Origin of the sequence: Brachyspira hampsonii (assembly GCF_002214805.1) — a bacterium.
Lineage (GTDB): Bacteria > Spirochaetota > Brachyspiria > Brachyspirales > Brachyspiraceae > Brachyspira > Brachyspira hampsonii.
This window is the reverse complement of sequence record NZ_CP019914.1, coordinates 2,426,801-2,443,019: the sequence shown is the minus strand read 5'-3', so window position 1 is coordinate 2,443,019 and position 16,219 is coordinate 2,426,801. Positions and strand designations below refer to the sequence as shown.

Genomic DNA, 16,219 nt, shown 5'->3' with positions numbered 1-16,219 from the left:
TTTTACCGCTCATTTTTTATTTAGAATGTTACTATTATCTTTCTTTGTCTTAAAAATTTGGTAAGGCTTTTTTTAGTTGAAGAACTAGATTTTACTATAGCATATTCATCATTAATTTTTGTTATAATTATGCCTTTTCTTTTAGCCTCATAAATTATTTCTTCTAATTTATTGGCATCTTTTATTATAACAAGAGTAACATTATCATATACATAAGAAATAATGCCTCTCTCATACCATCTCTTTATACTAGTTTCTATATGCTTAGGAATATCCACATTATTGTCTAATAATGTATTTTTTAATACTGCCAAAAATTTATTAAATGAATATTCTGACTCTTCATCGCTTATAATAGTTTTTCCTTTTAATATGTTTTCTTCTGTCATAGTATAAGTGTATACTGTTTCCTGCTTATCAAGTTCAAAATATAAATTACACATATAAATAAAATTATTAGAAAACAAATAATGATTTATCAATGTAAGTTCAAAATTTCCATTAATGAATGATCTTTTTAAATTGCTTTCTTCTGTATAAGTATTAACATTTCTAACTGCAAGTACGGCATTCTCATAAAAAGATACTTCAGCAATACCTAAAATAAACATAGAATAAATAATATTATTATATGTTTCAGCAGTTATAGAGATATTATATTTTTCTTTCAATTTCATAAAAAGTACTGATTTTGATATGCTTTCTTTCTCCATAATAGAAAAAATATGCTTATAATAATCAGAATAATTTTTATAAACTTTTTTTGTTATATTATCAATTCTTTCTTCTATAGAAGATGAAAGATATTTTTTTATATTATCATATTCCAATGATATAAAATTTTTATTATCTAATTTAATTAAATCCAATTTTAAACATATATTTATTATAACAGAAGAATCCAAATTATTAGTTAAAAAATTTATATTAATATCATCAGAAGATAATTTCTGAACATCGCATTCATATATAAAAGTTTCAATATCATTCAATATATTAAAATGATTATAAATAAAAACTGAACTTTCAATATTCTCTTTTAAACTCTTCTCTAAATTCTCTAAAACATTTTTATTATTGACAGCAACATAAACCTTAAGATCATTTTGATAAAAATAAACAGAAAGAATATTAGATTTGCATAAAGTAAATAATTCATCATCATCTATTTTTGCTTTATTATATTCTACAATATTTCCATTTTCATATATATTAATTATTTTCTGAAGATATTTTTTATATATATTAGCAGTGTATGTACAATCTATATAATTAGTAATTTTAATACTTTCTTTTAGTATAATACTTTCTATTATAGGCTTAACATTAGGAAGAAAGTACAAAGTATCATCATGAGAGTTTAATCTTCTTCTTTTTATTTTTAAATATAGAAGTCCTGATTTTTTTATTTCATCTATATAATTGAAGAAAGCAGGTATTTGTTTTTGAGTATATTTAAGAGAATATGCTATATCTATAGAGTTTAGTTCTTTGCTTTCATTTTTCAGTACATAAAGCACAATATCTTTAGCTTCTTTGGATAAAGCATAAAATTTAAAAGAGACAATAAAAACATTAGAAGATTTTGTTTGTAAATCCTCTGTATTTTTTGCTTTCCAAATTTTACATAATTCTTTTAAAGTATCTTGAGAAATTTGATCATACATATTGCTATTCTTATTTAATTATAAAGTATTTAAAGAAGCCTTGTTCAACATCATCAGGTCTTTTAGACTGTATCCAAGCAATCATAGGCTGACCTTTTATATGTCTGTAAGGAACTAATCCCCACATTCTGCTGTCGCAGCTTTGGTCTCTGTTATCTCCCATTACAAAGAAATAATCTTCTGGGACATTGTATATATATTCATCTGGTCTGTCTTTGGCATTAGGAACATATATATTCATCCAATACCATAATTTTATATCATCGCTTACTATCTCATCATTTATATAAACTTCAAAAGAACTGTAATCATTATAATAATCTGTTTTATCAACTATCTTTTTAAATATCATAACATCACCTTTTTTAGGAACATAAATAGGTCCATATATATCTATACGAGGAACAAACTCTCTATCATTTCCATAAAAGAAATAACCCCATTTATCTTCTATTTCATTTCCATTTATAATTATTTTTTTATTTCTAATTTCAACAGTTTCTCCAGCTGTAGCTATGACACGCTTAACAAATTCTTTTCTAGGATCCAAATCCACAGTTTTAAGTCCCAAAAATAAATTAGCAGGTGCTAAATGCGTACCCCCAGTAAGTTTTTCTCCTATATAGTCTGCAAGTAAAAATCTAGGGTCCCAAGTAAAAGGTGTGAGAGCAAATATCATAACTGGAAGTTTTAAAAACTGAACCAATGGAGAAGGCTCATAATAAGGCATAGCAGACTCACATCCGAAAGAAGCAGAAGGAGGTGCTCTAAATACTACCAAATCCCCTCTTTGAGGTGATTTTATTTTAGGAAGTCTGTATCCTAAAAGTCCGTCTGTAAAAGGCAATTTAACTCCGTATACAAATCTATTGGCAAAAAGTCTGTCTCCGGGCATTATAATAGGAATCATAGAGCCTGTTGGTATTTGATAATTCTGTATTAAAAATGTATTTATAAGAAGCACAATAATTATTGCGTATAATATTTCTTTTAATGTATGTTTAAAATTACGGCATTCGCCTATGATTGTTTCTGTAATATTTTTTATAGGATTCTCCATTAATTTAACCCCTTGCAATAATAAATATTGATGTAAAAGTATATAATAAAACTGTTAAAATAGCAATTGTATAAAATGAATTTACGAGAAAATATAAAATTATTAATCTAATACTGGAAGGCTAACACCAAGTTTATAAAACTTCACTAAACCACTAATTTTTTCTTTTTTTTCAAAATCTATGCTTTTATTATTTGAATCATTTAAAGGATATATTATAAGGCATTTTGGAACATAGTTTTCAATATCATTTGCAAACTCTTCTACTATACTTTCAACTCTTCCATATCCAGAAAGCTGTCTAATATCTTCTATGTTTATACCATTATTATAGCTGCTTTTATATTTGGAATCAGCTATATAATCATATCCATTGCCCTTAATAATAAAATCAGGTTTTAATTTATGACGGCTATATCCTTCTTGATATAATATTTTTGCATTTTTATTTTTTAGTGAATCGTCAAGTAAAGCATAAACATATTTCTCAAATAATAATGACATATCAATATAAAAAGGATGGGCTTCGTTTTTACTGCATGAGTCCTTATATCTTTTTAATTTTATTATATTAATAGCTAATTTTATAAGAAGTTTATATTTTTTATATAGGGGATTTAATTTTATATTATGAAGTTCATAAAAATGAAGCTCATCAGATACTTCAGAAAAAAAGCTCATACAAGAAAAAGAATTATAAATACTTCCTATATTGGAGTAGCATATTTTTAATGCCTTTTTTAGTATTCTATTTTCCAAGCAGTTTATATCATAATCAAAATAAGAACAGTATACCCTGTCATTTCTGGCAGCCATAATATTTTTCTTTATATGATTTGAAAAGTTTATTTTACCTTTTATTTTTGAATTAAGATTTTCTTCTTTTTTTATAAAATTTCTTTTAAGTCCATTATGAAGTTCTAATTCGAGCATTCTCAAAAAATGTATACTCGTTAATGCATCAAGTCCTTTTATTAATATATTTCCTTTATAATCTATAGGAGGCTCTTCAAAATTAATGCTGTATATTTTATCAAAATCTTTTATAATACTTGAATAAGACAAGCATTTTGAAAACATTTTCATAAAATCAATATTCTCTATTTTAGGATTAATTATAATATTTTTTGTATATTCATTATCAAGCCAGAAAGCACCTATATAAATAGGAAAGAGTTTTGCCGTATAAATCTTCTCCAAATATGTATTCTCTGTATTTTGAATTATTTATATGTTCAATAAGTGAATCACAATTTATATCATTATGTTCCTTAAATGAAGCAGAATTATTTTTACAAAATTCACATTCGCATTGATTATTTAAATTATCCATAAGAATTATATTGCCAACTCTTTAATTTTGTCTTTTAGTTCTTTATCACTTTTTAATATACCGTCTTTATAATACTCTAATAATAAAGGCTTTATTTCATAATCTAATTTTCTTTTTAGCTCTTTTTCATCTTTAGCCATAAAATAGCTATGCCCTATCATAATATCATCAATCTCAAATTCTTCATTTAAATTTTCTTTAATAATGTTTTCTATATTATTAAATAGTGCAGAAGCTTTTGATTTTAATTCTTCATTATCATTATAATAATTTTCAATTTTTTCTATATCAGACTTGATAGTTATAAATGCAAATCTTCTTCTTAAAGCATAATCAATATATCCTATGCTTCTGTCAGTTGTATTCATAGTACCTATTATATATAAATTGCTAGGCACAGAAAATATTTCTTTTGAATAAGGCAGCTTAACTTCTATTTCATTGTCAGCATTTTTTCTTTTATCAGCTTCTAATAATGTAATAAGCTCTCCGAATATTTTTGCTATATTACCGCGGTTAATTTCATCTATTATAAGCACAACAGGATTTTTATTATTTTCAATAGGCTCTGATAAATTATAATTTTCTTTTAAATAATCTAATAAAGGCTCGGTATATGATAAAGCAGATTTATATTTATTAAAATACAGACCAAATAAAGCAGCTCTTATATATCTCCAATTATCGCCTATTTGAGATGCGGGCTTATATCTTACATATCCGTTGTCATCAGTAGTTAAATAAAAATCAAGACCAGTTTTTGTTTTTAGAGTAATCTTTCCAATATTATTGTTTTTTTCATCGAATCTTATATCTTCTTCAATTAATTTATTTTGAAATTCATTCCATACATATTCTATATTATTTTTATCATTACCTGCTGTAATTGAATATCTGCAAGCCTCTTTAAAAATTCCGTCTGTTATTTCATAAGATATATTGCCGTCATTAGAGATAGGTTTATATCCTTCAACAAACTCCTCATAATCCATTGACTGATGAAAAGTTGTGAAAAATATCTGATTATTTTTTATAAGCTCTTTATATCTTTTCATAACTTCTTTTCTGTCATCTGGTACTTTTTCATCAATTAGATTAACAGCAATTTCGGCAGTAGAATAAGTTTTTCCAGTACCCGGAGCCCCTTGAAGTATGATCTGCTTTTTTTGACTTAGTATATTAATAATCTCTTCTTTTTCCATTTTTTTTAGTTCCTTATAATAAGCATTATTACATTGTGTTAAATAATCACTTCTATTGTTTTGAACAAATCCTGTACCTGAAGAAGTAGGATAGTTAATAGGTTCTCCTAGTTTTATCCATTTATTAACTTTAATTATATCAACTTCATCTTCTAAAGACACACCGTAATAATTGGCTTTTTCTTCATCTATTAAATCTTTCCAACTCCAATACTCTTCTAAAGCTGAAGCAACTTGTCCTAAAGCTATTATTTTTTCCCCATTCTTTGCGGCTATTAAATCACCAACTTTTAAATTTCTAAAACCTTCTATTCTTCTGTTGTAGCTTCCTAATATAGCAGAATTATACTTTTTAAACTCTTCAAAATATGAAGGCTTACCACCACCCCAGCTAACTCCGCATGCAAAAACTTTTTTTAGTTCCATATAACACTACTATAATTATGTATTTTATATTAAATAATATAACACAAAATATATAAATGTCAATAATATTAATTATAAACCATATGTTTTATTTACAAAAAATAAATAGGTTATATAATAATATAGTTATAAAACTTACGGAGAAAATATTGAAAAAAATAATACTGCTTTTTATATTTATTCTAACATTATCATCATGTGCTGCTAAAGTGAATCTAATAGAAGACTCTTTTTATGGACAAAAATTCTATCAAACTGATTATGTATCTATCACTTTTTGGTCTGCAACTATAAAGTTTAGATTAAAAAATATAGGCGGCACTGATAATATAGTGTTAGAAGCACAATACATTACAGATGGTTCTTTTAATATTACAGAAAAAAGTAAAGTAGTATTAAAATTTTCTGACGGTACATTTTTAAACTTATATTACACATCTTCAATGCCTAAAACAGATAATGAAATAATATATGGTACTTCTATATATTTTATGGATACAGCGTATGTGGACAGAACATACAGCATACAGGCAGAAAATAAAGTAACAGATATGAAAAAAGTTACAGATATAAGGGTAGAAACTGCTGACGGATTTAAAAATTTCAAAGTAAAAGAAAGTGCCGCAAATGATTTAATGAGACTTTATAATGAAATGCAGGATTTATTACAACAAAAGCAATGATATACAGCAAATATATAATTTCTTAATATTTTTATAAATAATGCTAAAAAATTAGATAAATCATATTGACAAATATAAAAATAGCTATATATTACATCTCGTTTTATTGATTATAGCAAATTTATACTTTGATTTTTTATATAAAAGAGATTATATTATGAATACCAATTCAATGAAATTTAATACCGGTAAAAAAACTCTTTTTGGAAATTTTGATTTTTATAAATTATGCATATCCATTGCCGTACCTGTAATGCTTCAGCAGCTGATAATGGGAATGGTATCACTAATAGATAATTTCATGGTGGCCGAATTAGGCGATATAAAAATGGCTGCTGTGAATGTATCGAATCAATTAAATTTTATATACTTAGTAATACTTAATACATGCTACGCGGCAGGCGGAATATATATGGCACAGAATAACGGTGCTAATAATAAAGAAGGTATGCAGCAGGCATTTAGATTTAAAGTAATACTTCCTCTTGTTATTTCTATTTCTTATATGATATTAATGCTAGTCAATCCTGAAATATTTATGCGTTTAATGACTAGAGGAAATGCATCTCAGGAAGCAATATTGATGTCAAGTACAAAATACATGAGTATAATAGCATTTACTTTTATTCCAATATCAATATCCGGTGCTATAGGAAGTTCATACAGAGAGATAGGAAAACCTCATATACCGCTGATAATATCAGTAATAGCTACATTATGTAATACTATGGGAAATTATATACTTATATATGGAAATTTCGGAGCTACAAGACTAGAAGAAACAGGTGCTGCTATTGCTACATTAATAGCTAGAATAATAGAAATGGTTTTATTTATAGTATATATAAAACTTCGTCATGAAAAATTTTATGTGCGAACTAGAGAAATACTTAAAGTAAAATTAGATGTATTTTATTCTATGCTGAAAAAATCAAGTTTAATATTTTTAAGTGAAATAAGCTGGGGATTAAGCGAAATGTTCATGACTGCTTTATATAATAGCAGAGGCGGAGCTGAAACAGTTGCAGGTATGGCATCTGGATTTACTATAGCCAATATCTTCTACTTAGTTTTTCAGGGTATATTTGTATCTACTATGGTAGTTGTAGGCGGTACACTTGGACGAGGCGAGTTAGAAGATGCTAAAAATAAAGCAAGATGGATATTAAACGGAGCTGTTATAGCAGGTTTAGCGGTTGGATTAGTACAAATGTCTTCTACCCTATTGATACCTTTTATATTCTCTAAACTTACAATAGATGCTCAGGCAATAACAAGAAATTTAGTAACACTTATAGCCTGTTATATGCCTGTATGGACATATATTAATGCTCAGTTTGCAGTTTCAAGAGCTGGAGGCGACACTATATTTGGTTTTGCTGTTGATGTTCCTGTATCATTGCTTATGTTCGCACCTCTAGCATTAATATTGGCCAAATTTACTTCTGTAGGTCCTGTGGCTATGTTTGGTATAGCTAAATTAACTGATTTTGCCAAAATTACAATTGGTGTTATAATGCTGAAAAAAGAACGATGGGTAAGAAAACTCACAGAATAGCGTTATTTATGTTTAATATGTAAGTTAATAACCATAATATATATTTCCTATTATAAATAGTATGAATAATTATTCAAATTAAAAAATTATTATAAGAAAGTAAATACTTGATAAACTAATTCCGAACATATAAACGGTATTTTGTTTTTTCGTTAATTTTATTTTTTATACTTTTAATATATTAAAATTAACTTATAATAGTATTTATATAATATCATTTGATTAATTACAGAGGATTTATGGATTACAATTTTTCCCTTATAACATTGGAATTAGGAATTCCTGTTATGGCAACTATAATATCAATAGTTGGTATAATATTATATTCTTATATATATTTTCAGCTCTATGAAGAACCTCAGGCTATTATATTACTTTTAGGTTTCCTATCTTTTTTATTTTCAGGATTGGAAGCATCAAATATAATACTTTCTCTATACAGCAAGAATAATTATTTAGCACTTAATATGTATAAATTTGAACAATTAGCTCTTTCTCTGACTATTATACCATGGATGATGTATATACGAACTCAATTAACTTTAAGCGAACATTTCCATTCCGTATTATATAAATTATATATAGCTATTATATTTATATTAATACTTTTATCTGCTATATCACTACTATATCCTCAGCTTTTCATATCAACATCTGAACCTATAACTACATTAAACGAAACTATGAAAAATAGTATAAAAAGCAGAGGTGAATTGGGAACAGTATATATAATTAGAGATTTTGTCTTTACTATATATTGCTTTGTCATTATATGTTCATTTATATATGAAATGACTGTAAATAAAAAAATTAAAGAAAATGTTCTTCTATTAATATTAATGGCATTAATATCTTTGGCATTTTTTGATGATTTTAATGGAATATCAATATATACCAAATATTCAAGTAATTTCTTAATTTTTAAAAATTCTACATTTACTAGAATTACTTTAGTATATGCCATATTTAATATCATAATGATATATTCATCTGTAAGCAGATTTATTTCAGCTGTATATAAGAAAACTAATCAATCTTATGATTTAGAAAGTATAAAAGCTCAGGACTCCATAATAATTAATACAGCGATAAATACATCTGAAAAATTATCTGAATTAAAAACAAATTTCTCTGAATCTGTTAATAACTTAGTAAGTAAAGTAGAAAATACTTATTCCACTATTAATAATTTAAAAAATGATATAAACAGAGTTATAGAATATACAAACGAATTTATCACTATAGAAAATTTCCAAATAAATGATGGAAAGATTAATGTAGACAAAATAAATGAATTGATAGAAACATATCCAAATCTTCAGGCTTCTGTGGAATTGCAGAAGAAAACACTTGAAGAATCTAATGTAAAACTGCATGAATCTGTAGAAAAAATATATGCTTTACAAGCACAAAGCAGAAATATAATAGCTATATTTGAAGATTTGCAAAAGAATTTAGAAGCAGAAAAAAATAATTTCATTAAAGAATTTGCCAAATCAGAAACTTTCAATCAATTAAATTTTCAAATAAATAAAATAATATCATTTATGACAAATATGTCAGATAAAACAAAAACTCTCGCCATAAATTCAAGCATACAAGCCTCAAAAGCAGGAGAATGGCATAGTAACTTCAGTGTTGTATCCAAAGAGGTTAGCGAACTAGTAAATGAAACTTCTCAGGCTACAAATAGAATGCAAAATCTATTATTTACAATAGAAGACATATTTAAAAAATATACATATTCCAGCAATAATATTAATAATAATATGTCTCAATTATCAGAAGAAATTTCTATACATTATGATAGAATAAATAAATTTAATATTAGTATGGAAAAACAAAATGATTATAATATGAATATAATAAAAAATACTGACAAAATGCATAATTCAATATCAAATATGACAAATATTATAATTAATGAAGAAAATGACTTTTTGAATATAAAAACAAGAATAGAAGAAATAAATGATTATGTAATTGATATATCAGATAAAGCATCTGCAGAAAATTCGGAAATAAAAAACCTTATGAGAGATATGAATAAACTTTTAGCAACATCTGATGATTTGGAATCTATAACTAATAAACTTAACGAAGAGATGAAAAAGTTTTTAGAATATACAAATGATTTAGAAAGTAAAGTAGATGAATACTCCAAAGTTATGTAAAAGGAATAGTTATGAATATATTTTCTAATTTAATATATGGATATAATATAACAGTAATACAATTACTAGCACCTATTATTGGTATTTCTCTAATGTCTGTTTTTATTATGATGTATTTACTATTATCTATAAAAACAAGAAAAGGTATATATATCACTATCTCCGTTACTTTATTATTGATATTAATATACAATATTATATCTCTTATTATAATATTTTTGGGTACTTATGGATCATACAAAACTAATCAAAATATATCGGTAGCTCTGTATTTAGCAAATAATATAATAATACTATTGGCAATAATATTAATGCCTATAAACTCTAAAAGTTTTATATCAAAAAATAAAAATATAATAAATTTAAATAACGGTATATTTGTAATTGTACTTATATCATCTGTAGTATTAATCATTTTAGGTATAATATATCCTAACATCTTTTTTAGAACTACAATTAATTACTATTATACAGTAACCAATTCATACTATATAAAACCTGAAGGATTATTTTATGTATTTAAAAATTATATTATATTATCAGTATTTTTAATTATGTTTGTATCAACTTTGGCAGATATGATAATTAATTATGATTATAAATCTAATATACTTATGATAATATCTATAGTTATAGCATTAATATTAATAGTAAGGTATATGTATTTAGAAAGAATTACAGATAATATAGATTTTGACTCAATAGGTTTTGCCATAGTAATATCATCATCATTCAGATCTATATCTATATTTTCAACTTTTGCTAAAAATGCTCTTGAATCAATAAAAAAAGAAAGTTTATTAAATAATAAATTACATTTGAATCTTAAAACATTAAATAATATAGATAGAATATCAGAGGAATTAAATATTATAGATAGGAATTTGATGGATACATCTATGTTTGTTTTTGAAATAGATAAAGAAGCAAAAGATGCATACAGTATAATAAGTTCAAAAATAGATTCCATTTTAGAAGCTAATGATAAATTAATGGATGCTAAAAATAGTAAGAAAAATCTTATAAAAGACGGTTTAAAATATACAAATACCATATTCACATTCTTTGATAAATATAAATCACAAATGCAGGAGCATCTTAGAGTATTGAATCAAACTATTTCTAATATGAAAGAATCGGATTTCTCTAATGAACAAATAATATCATTGAAAAATGATTTAAGACTTATAAAAGAAAGTTTTAAAGAAAGTACAAGTAAATTCTTGAATACAATAATAGAATCTGCAAATCAGTTTAAAGATGTAAACAATATTACAGAATCTATATATAATACAATAGAATATATTAAAGCTATCACAAATAAAACCAATCTTTTATCAATTAATGCCGGTATTCAAGCATCTAAGGCTGGATTTTATGGTAAAAGTTTCTCTGTAGTAGCGAAAGAAATAGGAAGCTTATCATTTGAAATATCCAAGGGAACAGATTCAATAGAAAAAATGCTTACTGATATATTTGCCGGATTAGTTATGATAGAAAATTCTTCTTTCTATATAAAAGACAGATGCAAAATAATAGAAAAAGAAATTAATAGAATATCAGATACTATAGATAAATTTATTGAGGAAATGGAAAATAATATCAATAATGACTCTAAAAAATTAAGCCATTTTAAATCCTTAGAGCAGTATAATGATGTAATGTCAAATATATTGGTAAATCAAAATTTAATAGTACTCTCAATAAAAGAAAATATATCAGCTATGCTGGAAGTTCAAAATAATCTAAACTCAAAAATAGAATATCAAAACCAAGACATATATAAAATATTTAATAACTTTAATAATGTAATAAAATCTAAAGATGATCTTAATGAAATAACTAAGAAAATAGGAAATTATTCTTCATTTTCTCATACCGATATAGAAGCATTATCAAATATTATTAATACGCATAGAAAGAAAAGCAGCTTTACATTTGCTCCTATAATATCTTTATTAAAGAAATCATCATAATATGTTCAGTAATATTGATATACTATTAATTGCAATATTAGTTTTTGCTTTAATATATGGATTGTATAGAGGATTAATATCAATTATTATCCCTGTTATAGCAGTAATCATAACATTTATAATAGCACCATTAATATATAATCATCTGTCTAAATATTTTGATCATTCTTTTATATTAAAAATAATATCTTTAATAGCTACATACTCCATCACGAGGATAATACTTTCTAAAGTGGAAAAAAGTGTAAAAGACATATTAAAAATAATATATCTCTCTTGGGCAGATAGAATAATTGGTGCAGCTGTATTATTATTTATATCAAGTGCTATTATTTATTTTGTAGTTGGTATAATCATAACTTTATCTCCTGAAAACACTCAATTATTTTCAAAATCAATTATACTCAATTATATATTTGAATTATTCCATAATGTATTTTTAGCATTTGAAAAAGATAATTATATGGCACATTTTATATAATAAAAATTTATTTTATTAAATCTTATTTTGATGCATATAATTGACAATAAATTTTTTTTAATATATCATATACGCTATTATTACAAATTATATATTTAAGGAAGTAAAATTATGAAAACAGTAAATGCTAAAGGCGTGCCTTGTCCAAAACCATTAATCTTAACAAAAACCGCAATAACAAATGCTGCTTTAAATGAAGAAATAGAAGTATTGATAGATGATGAAGTGGCATTTCACAATATTACAGACTTTTTAAAAAATAACGGCATAACATATACAAATGAAGGATTAAATTTTAAAATTATAAAAAATAAAGAATTATCTTCTAATGATACTAGTAAAGAAAAATCTTCAGGTCCTGTAATTGCTGTTGTTGATAAAAAAGTAATGGGACAAGGAAATGATGAATTAGGTGAATTATTATTAAAAGCATTTTTAGGAGCGTTAAAAGATGCTAATCCAAAACCAGAGGCATTATATTGTTATAACGGCGGAGTTTATTTAGGCATTGAAGAGCCGTATAAAACTTTATTACAAGAATTAAGAAATGCTGGAATAAAAATATTTTTCTGCGGTACTTGCGTTAAATTCTATGAATTAAATGAGATAAAAGTTGAAGAACAAACTAATATGCTTGGTATTATAGAGGCTATGGCAAATGCTTCTGCTGTTATAAGGGTTTAAAAAAATAGTATTATGAAAAATTATTATTTTGATAACTCTACTACAAGTTTTCCAAAGCCGAAAGAAGTTGCTGAGGAAATGTATAATTTCTTAATAAATGTAGGAGGAACTTACGGCAGAGTTAATACTAAAAGAGGAAAAGAAACTACTCAAAAAATAGAAGAATGCAGAGAATTATTAGCTGAAAATTTTTTGGGTGTAAAAAATGCCTCAAATATAGTATTTACACCCGGAGCCACAAGATCAATAAATGATATACTTACAGGACTAGATTTAAGCCACTGTAAAGTATTAATATCCGCTTTAGAGCATAATGCCGTAGTTAGACCTATATACAAATTAAGTAAAAATAAAAATGTAGAGTACAAAATAATACCATCTTTAGAAAGCGGAATAACAGATATTAATGCTATTACTGAAATAATAAAAAAAGAAAAAATATCATTAGTTATTATTAATATGGAAAGCAATATAAGCGGGGTTATACAGCCTATAAAAAAAATAAAAGAAACTATAGGAGACATACCATTGCTAGTAGATGCCACCCAATCTGTAGGTATACATAATATAAAAGCTGATGAGTGGGATATAGATTTTATAGCATTTACAGGACATAAAGGACTTCTTGGTCCTACAGGAACAGGAGGATTTTATGTTAAAAATCCAGAAAAATTGAACCCTGCATATTTTGGAGGAGGTTTTGGTGATGGCTACGAAACACCTTATAGCATACCGGAAATATATGAAGCTGGAACTCCAAATACTGTAGGAATAATAGGACTTTTGGCGGCATTAAAAAATAGACCTAATTGGAATATAAATATAGATGATATAATTGATACTATAAAACAAATAGAGGCTATGAATAAATATAAAGTTATATGGTCTAAAAATAAAGATACGCAAGGATTTTTATTTTCTATAGCAGCCATTAACAATAATATGAATATGGCTAATTTTGCTCATAAACTATATGAAGATTATAATATAGAATGCCGATATGGTTTTCATTGCTCATTTTTAGCCCATAACTTTTATAAAAATGATGAAGGTGCTTTGAGATTTTCTTTTTCACCTTATACAACAAAAGAAGATTTAAAATATTTAATAAAAGTATTAGGACAATAATTATGGTAAAAAGTTTTTGTTATTTACAAACTCCTAGAGATTTGATTAAGGCTGAAAAAATTTTATTGGATGCAGGAATAGAAGTTGTTGTTCGTCCTGCCCCAGAACCTGTATTTGGTGTATGCAATATGGCCATAGATATAGAAGATAAAGATAAATTATATATTATATCATTACTCGAAGCTGCAGGATTAGTTGTAACCATTAAAGATATGGAATAATTCTTTAATATCACAAAGATAAACATATCAATCAATTATTAGAATATTCTTATAATCCCACCCTATAGGCTTTCTATCTATTATGTCATTTTTATTTCATACTTCCTTTCAAATTTTAATCTGTTATTTTTACCCCCACCCTAGTTTTAAAAAAATTATAGTATTTTTCACCGCACGATAAACATATTTATATATATATAAACAAAACAGTAATTGCAGTTTTTATTATATACAAAAATTCATTTACCGTGCGTTAAATAAAACAAAAATATAATAAAAAATTTGGGCGGGCATGCTTTAATGAATTAAGCAAAAAAACAGTATTCTTTTTTATTTTTTATAAAAACCAAAAAGCATAATGGGCGGGATTTAAAATATATTTTACTATCAATAATAAAAAATAAGAGCTTACTCATTTTAAGTAAGCCCTTATTTATGGAAAACTTTTAATAATAGATATTGTCTTTATTTAGCAGTAATTGTACCGACATACATTTTATCTGTTCTTACGCCGGGTTTAATTTCACCATTTATAGAATAAATTTTATTTCCTATTAATATTAAACCTTCGCCGCAAGGAGCATCAAAAGGAATTTCGCCTATTGTTTTCCAAGTATTAGAATCGCAGTTATAAATTAATATATTACTATTCCAATTAAACTCATAAGGATCAGCTCCGAAATATCCAGCTCTGAAATTAGCTAATTCAGTACCTTGAAGATTACCTAAATTATAAACAGCATCATCATAAATAGCTTTATTAAATCCGCCTATAACAAGCATTTCACTTTCATTAAGTTTAACAGATACCGCACCAAGCAAAGATATTCCTTCATTATTAAGAGCTACATCAGCAACTTTTTCCCAAGTATTTTTTTCAAAATCATATTTATAACCATCAGTATATGCTATAGCATCACCGCCGCTAAATACATATATATTGCCGTTTAATAATTGAGCAACTGCCTGAGTTCTGCTTTCTTCACCTGGTACAGGAGCTAATTCTTTAGCTTCTTTAGCAGTTAAATCATATTCATAAACTTTGTTGCTGCCTTTGCCTGCTTGTTTTCCTGTGATAACATATAATTTATTATCTTTATAAACAGCTACCCCATTTTGTAATGTAAAAGGTAAATCTCCTATCTTTTCTACATTTAATTTATTATCTTTCAATGTTATAAATAATATATCATCATCAGCATCAGGGTTTGAAGATCCTCCAATATAGTATATACCGTCTGCAGTAGTAACAGAAGCACCATATCCTAATTCATTTTCCCAATTAATATGCTCAACAACTTCTAATACGCCGTTTTTATCTTCAAGCATATAAATATCAGAATAAGTTTTTTTAGCTCCGCCATTAAGTACAGATTCTTCAGGGAAGTTGGCTCCGCCGCCTACAACTATATATTTACCGCCTAAAGAACCATATAAAACTCCGGCAGTACCAATATTTTTTTCCATTCCTGTTTGAGCAGGCAAATGTCCGCCCATTTCCCAAACTATTTTTTTATCAACTTTTGAATCTAATACATTACTGTTTGAAGAAGATGCAGTATTAGTTGAACAGCTTAAAGCAAATATACTAAATATAAATAAAAATATTAAACAAATTTTCTTCAT

13 protein-coding genes are annotated in these 16,219 nt (G+C 25.7%); 8 read left to right on the top strand and 5 right to left on the bottom strand.

Annotation, left to right across the window (positions count from 1 at the left end; all coding sequences use genetic code 11):
- Positions 1 to 20: 20 nt before the first annotated feature.
- The 4 genes from BHAMNSH16_RS10770 to BHAMNSH16_RS10755 form a co-directional block, all read right to left on the bottom strand.
- On the bottom strand, positions 21 to 1,667 hold the full coding sequence (locus BHAMNSH16_RS10770; RefSeq protein ID WP_069732069.1) for a hypothetical protein: 1,647 nt from the start codon (positions 1,665 to 1,667) through the stop codon (positions 21 to 23).
- A 10-nt stretch (positions 1,668 to 1,677) separates the two neighbouring features.
- Positions 1,678 to 2,727, bottom strand: a complete 1,050-nt coding sequence (lepB, locus tag BHAMNSH16_RS10765) for a signal peptidase I (protein WP_008732047.1) — start codon at positions 2,725 to 2,727, stop codon at positions 1,678 to 1,680.
- A 102-nt stretch (positions 2,728 to 2,829) separates the two neighbouring features.
- Entirely contained in the window at positions 2,830 to 3,927 is a 1,098-nt protein-coding gene (locus tag BHAMNSH16_RS10760; protein ID WP_241033606.1) for an McrC family protein, read from the bottom strand.
- Positions 3,928 to 4,065: 138 nt separating this feature from the next.
- Complete coding sequence (locus BHAMNSH16_RS10755; protein ID WP_069732070.1) at positions 4,066 to 5,688, bottom strand: McrB family protein; 1,623 nt, start codon at positions 5,686 to 5,688, stop codon at positions 4,066 to 4,068.
- A gap of 149 nt (positions 5,689 to 5,837) precedes the next feature.
- Here BHAMNSH16_RS10755 and BHAMNSH16_RS10745 point away from each other — a divergent pair, with 149 nt between their 5' ends.
- From BHAMNSH16_RS10745 to BHAMNSH16_RS10710, 8 genes are all read left to right on the top strand, one after another.
- Entirely contained in the window at positions 5,838 to 6,371 is a 534-nt protein-coding gene (locus BHAMNSH16_RS10745; RefSeq protein WP_088859751.1) for a hypothetical protein, read from the top strand.
- A gap of 157 nt (positions 6,372 to 6,528) precedes the next feature.
- Positions 6,529 to 7,929, top strand: coding sequence for an MATE family efflux transporter (locus BHAMNSH16_RS10740; protein ID WP_008728629.1), 1,401 nt, complete (start codon positions 6,529 to 6,531; stop codon positions 7,927 to 7,929).
- A gap of 239 nt (positions 7,930 to 8,168) precedes the next feature.
- Positions 8,169 to 10,103 carry a methyl-accepting chemotaxis protein gene (locus BHAMNSH16_RS10735; RefSeq protein WP_069732072.1) on the top strand — a complete coding sequence of 645 codons (1,935 nt, stop codon included), beginning with the start codon at positions 8,169 to 8,171 and terminating at the stop codon, positions 10,101 to 10,103.
- An 11-nt stretch (positions 10,104 to 10,114) separates the two neighbouring features.
- Positions 10,115 to 12,079, top strand: coding sequence for a methyl-accepting chemotaxis protein (locus BHAMNSH16_RS10730; RefSeq protein WP_008728114.1), 1,965 nt, complete (start codon positions 10,115 to 10,117; stop codon positions 12,077 to 12,079).
- 1 nt (position 12,080) lies between these two features.
- Positions 12,081 to 12,560 (top strand): CvpA family protein, encoded by a 480-nt coding sequence (locus tag BHAMNSH16_RS10725; RefSeq protein WP_008728113.1) that lies wholly within the window; start codon positions 12,081 to 12,083, stop codon positions 12,558 to 12,560.
- Between the two features lie 111 nt (positions 12,561 to 12,671).
- Positions 12,672 to 13,244: a sulfurtransferase-like selenium metabolism protein YedF gene (yedF, locus tag BHAMNSH16_RS10720; protein ID WP_008728112.1), complete on the top strand. Its 573-nt coding sequence runs from the start codon at positions 12,672 to 12,674 to the stop codon at positions 13,242 to 13,244.
- Between the two features lie 12 nt (positions 13,245 to 13,256).
- Positions 13,257 to 14,372 carry an aminotransferase class V-fold PLP-dependent enzyme gene (locus tag BHAMNSH16_RS10715; RefSeq protein WP_069732073.1) on the top strand — a complete coding sequence of 372 codons (1,116 nt, stop codon included), beginning with the start codon at positions 13,257 to 13,259 and terminating at the stop codon, positions 14,370 to 14,372.
- Between the two features lie 2 nt (positions 14,373 to 14,374).
- Positions 14,375 to 14,593 carry a putative Se/S carrier-like protein gene (locus BHAMNSH16_RS10710; RefSeq protein WP_008728110.1) on the top strand — a complete coding sequence of 73 codons (219 nt, stop codon included), beginning with the start codon at positions 14,375 to 14,377 and terminating at the stop codon, positions 14,591 to 14,593.
- Positions 14,594 to 15,058: 465 nt separating this feature from the next.
- Here BHAMNSH16_RS10710 and BHAMNSH16_RS10705 read toward each other — a convergent pair whose 3' ends face one another.
- Positions 15,059 to 16,219 carry a cyclically-permuted mutarotase family protein gene (locus BHAMNSH16_RS10705; protein ID WP_069732074.1) on the bottom strand — a complete coding sequence of 387 codons (1,161 nt, stop codon included), beginning with the start codon at positions 16,217 to 16,219 and terminating at the stop codon, positions 15,059 to 15,061.

Bases quoted from the DNA above. Each gene is read 5' to 3' on its own strand.
- BHAMNSH16_RS10770 (WP_069732069.1), bottom strand. From the start codon at position 1,667: ATGTATGATCAAATTTCTCAAGATACTTTAAAAGAATTATGTAAAATT.
- lepB (WP_008732047.1), bottom strand. From the start codon at position 2,727: ATGGAGAATCCTATAAAAAATATTACAGAAACAATCATAGGCGAATGC.
- BHAMNSH16_RS10755 (WP_069732070.1), bottom strand. From the start codon at position 5,688: ATGGAACTAAAAAAAGTTTTTGCATGCGGAGTTAGCTGGGGTGGTGGT.
- BHAMNSH16_RS10740 (WP_008728629.1), top strand. From the start codon at position 6,529: ATGAATACCAATTCAATGAAATTTAATACCGGTAAAAAAACTCTTTTT.
- BHAMNSH16_RS10735 (WP_069732072.1), top strand. From the start codon at position 8,169: ATGGATTACAATTTTTCCCTTATAACATTGGAATTAGGAATTCCTGTT.
- BHAMNSH16_RS10730 (WP_008728114.1), top strand. From the start codon at position 10,115: ATGAATATATTTTCTAATTTAATATATGGATATAATATAACAGTAATA.
- BHAMNSH16_RS10725 (WP_008728113.1), top strand. From the start codon at position 12,081: ATGTTCAGTAATATTGATATACTATTAATTGCAATATTAGTTTTTGCT.
- yedF (WP_008728112.1), top strand. From the start codon at position 12,672: ATGAAAACAGTAAATGCTAAAGGCGTGCCTTGTCCAAAACCATTAATC.
- BHAMNSH16_RS10715 (WP_069732073.1), top strand. From the start codon at position 13,257: ATGAAAAATTATTATTTTGATAACTCTACTACAAGTTTTCCAAAGCCG.
- BHAMNSH16_RS10710 (WP_008728110.1), top strand. From the start codon at position 14,375: ATGGTAAAAAGTTTTTGTTATTTACAAACTCCTAGAGATTTGATTAAG.
- BHAMNSH16_RS10705 (WP_069732074.1), bottom strand. From the start codon at position 16,219: ATGAAGAAAATTTGTTTAATATTTTTATTTATATTTAGTATATTTGCT.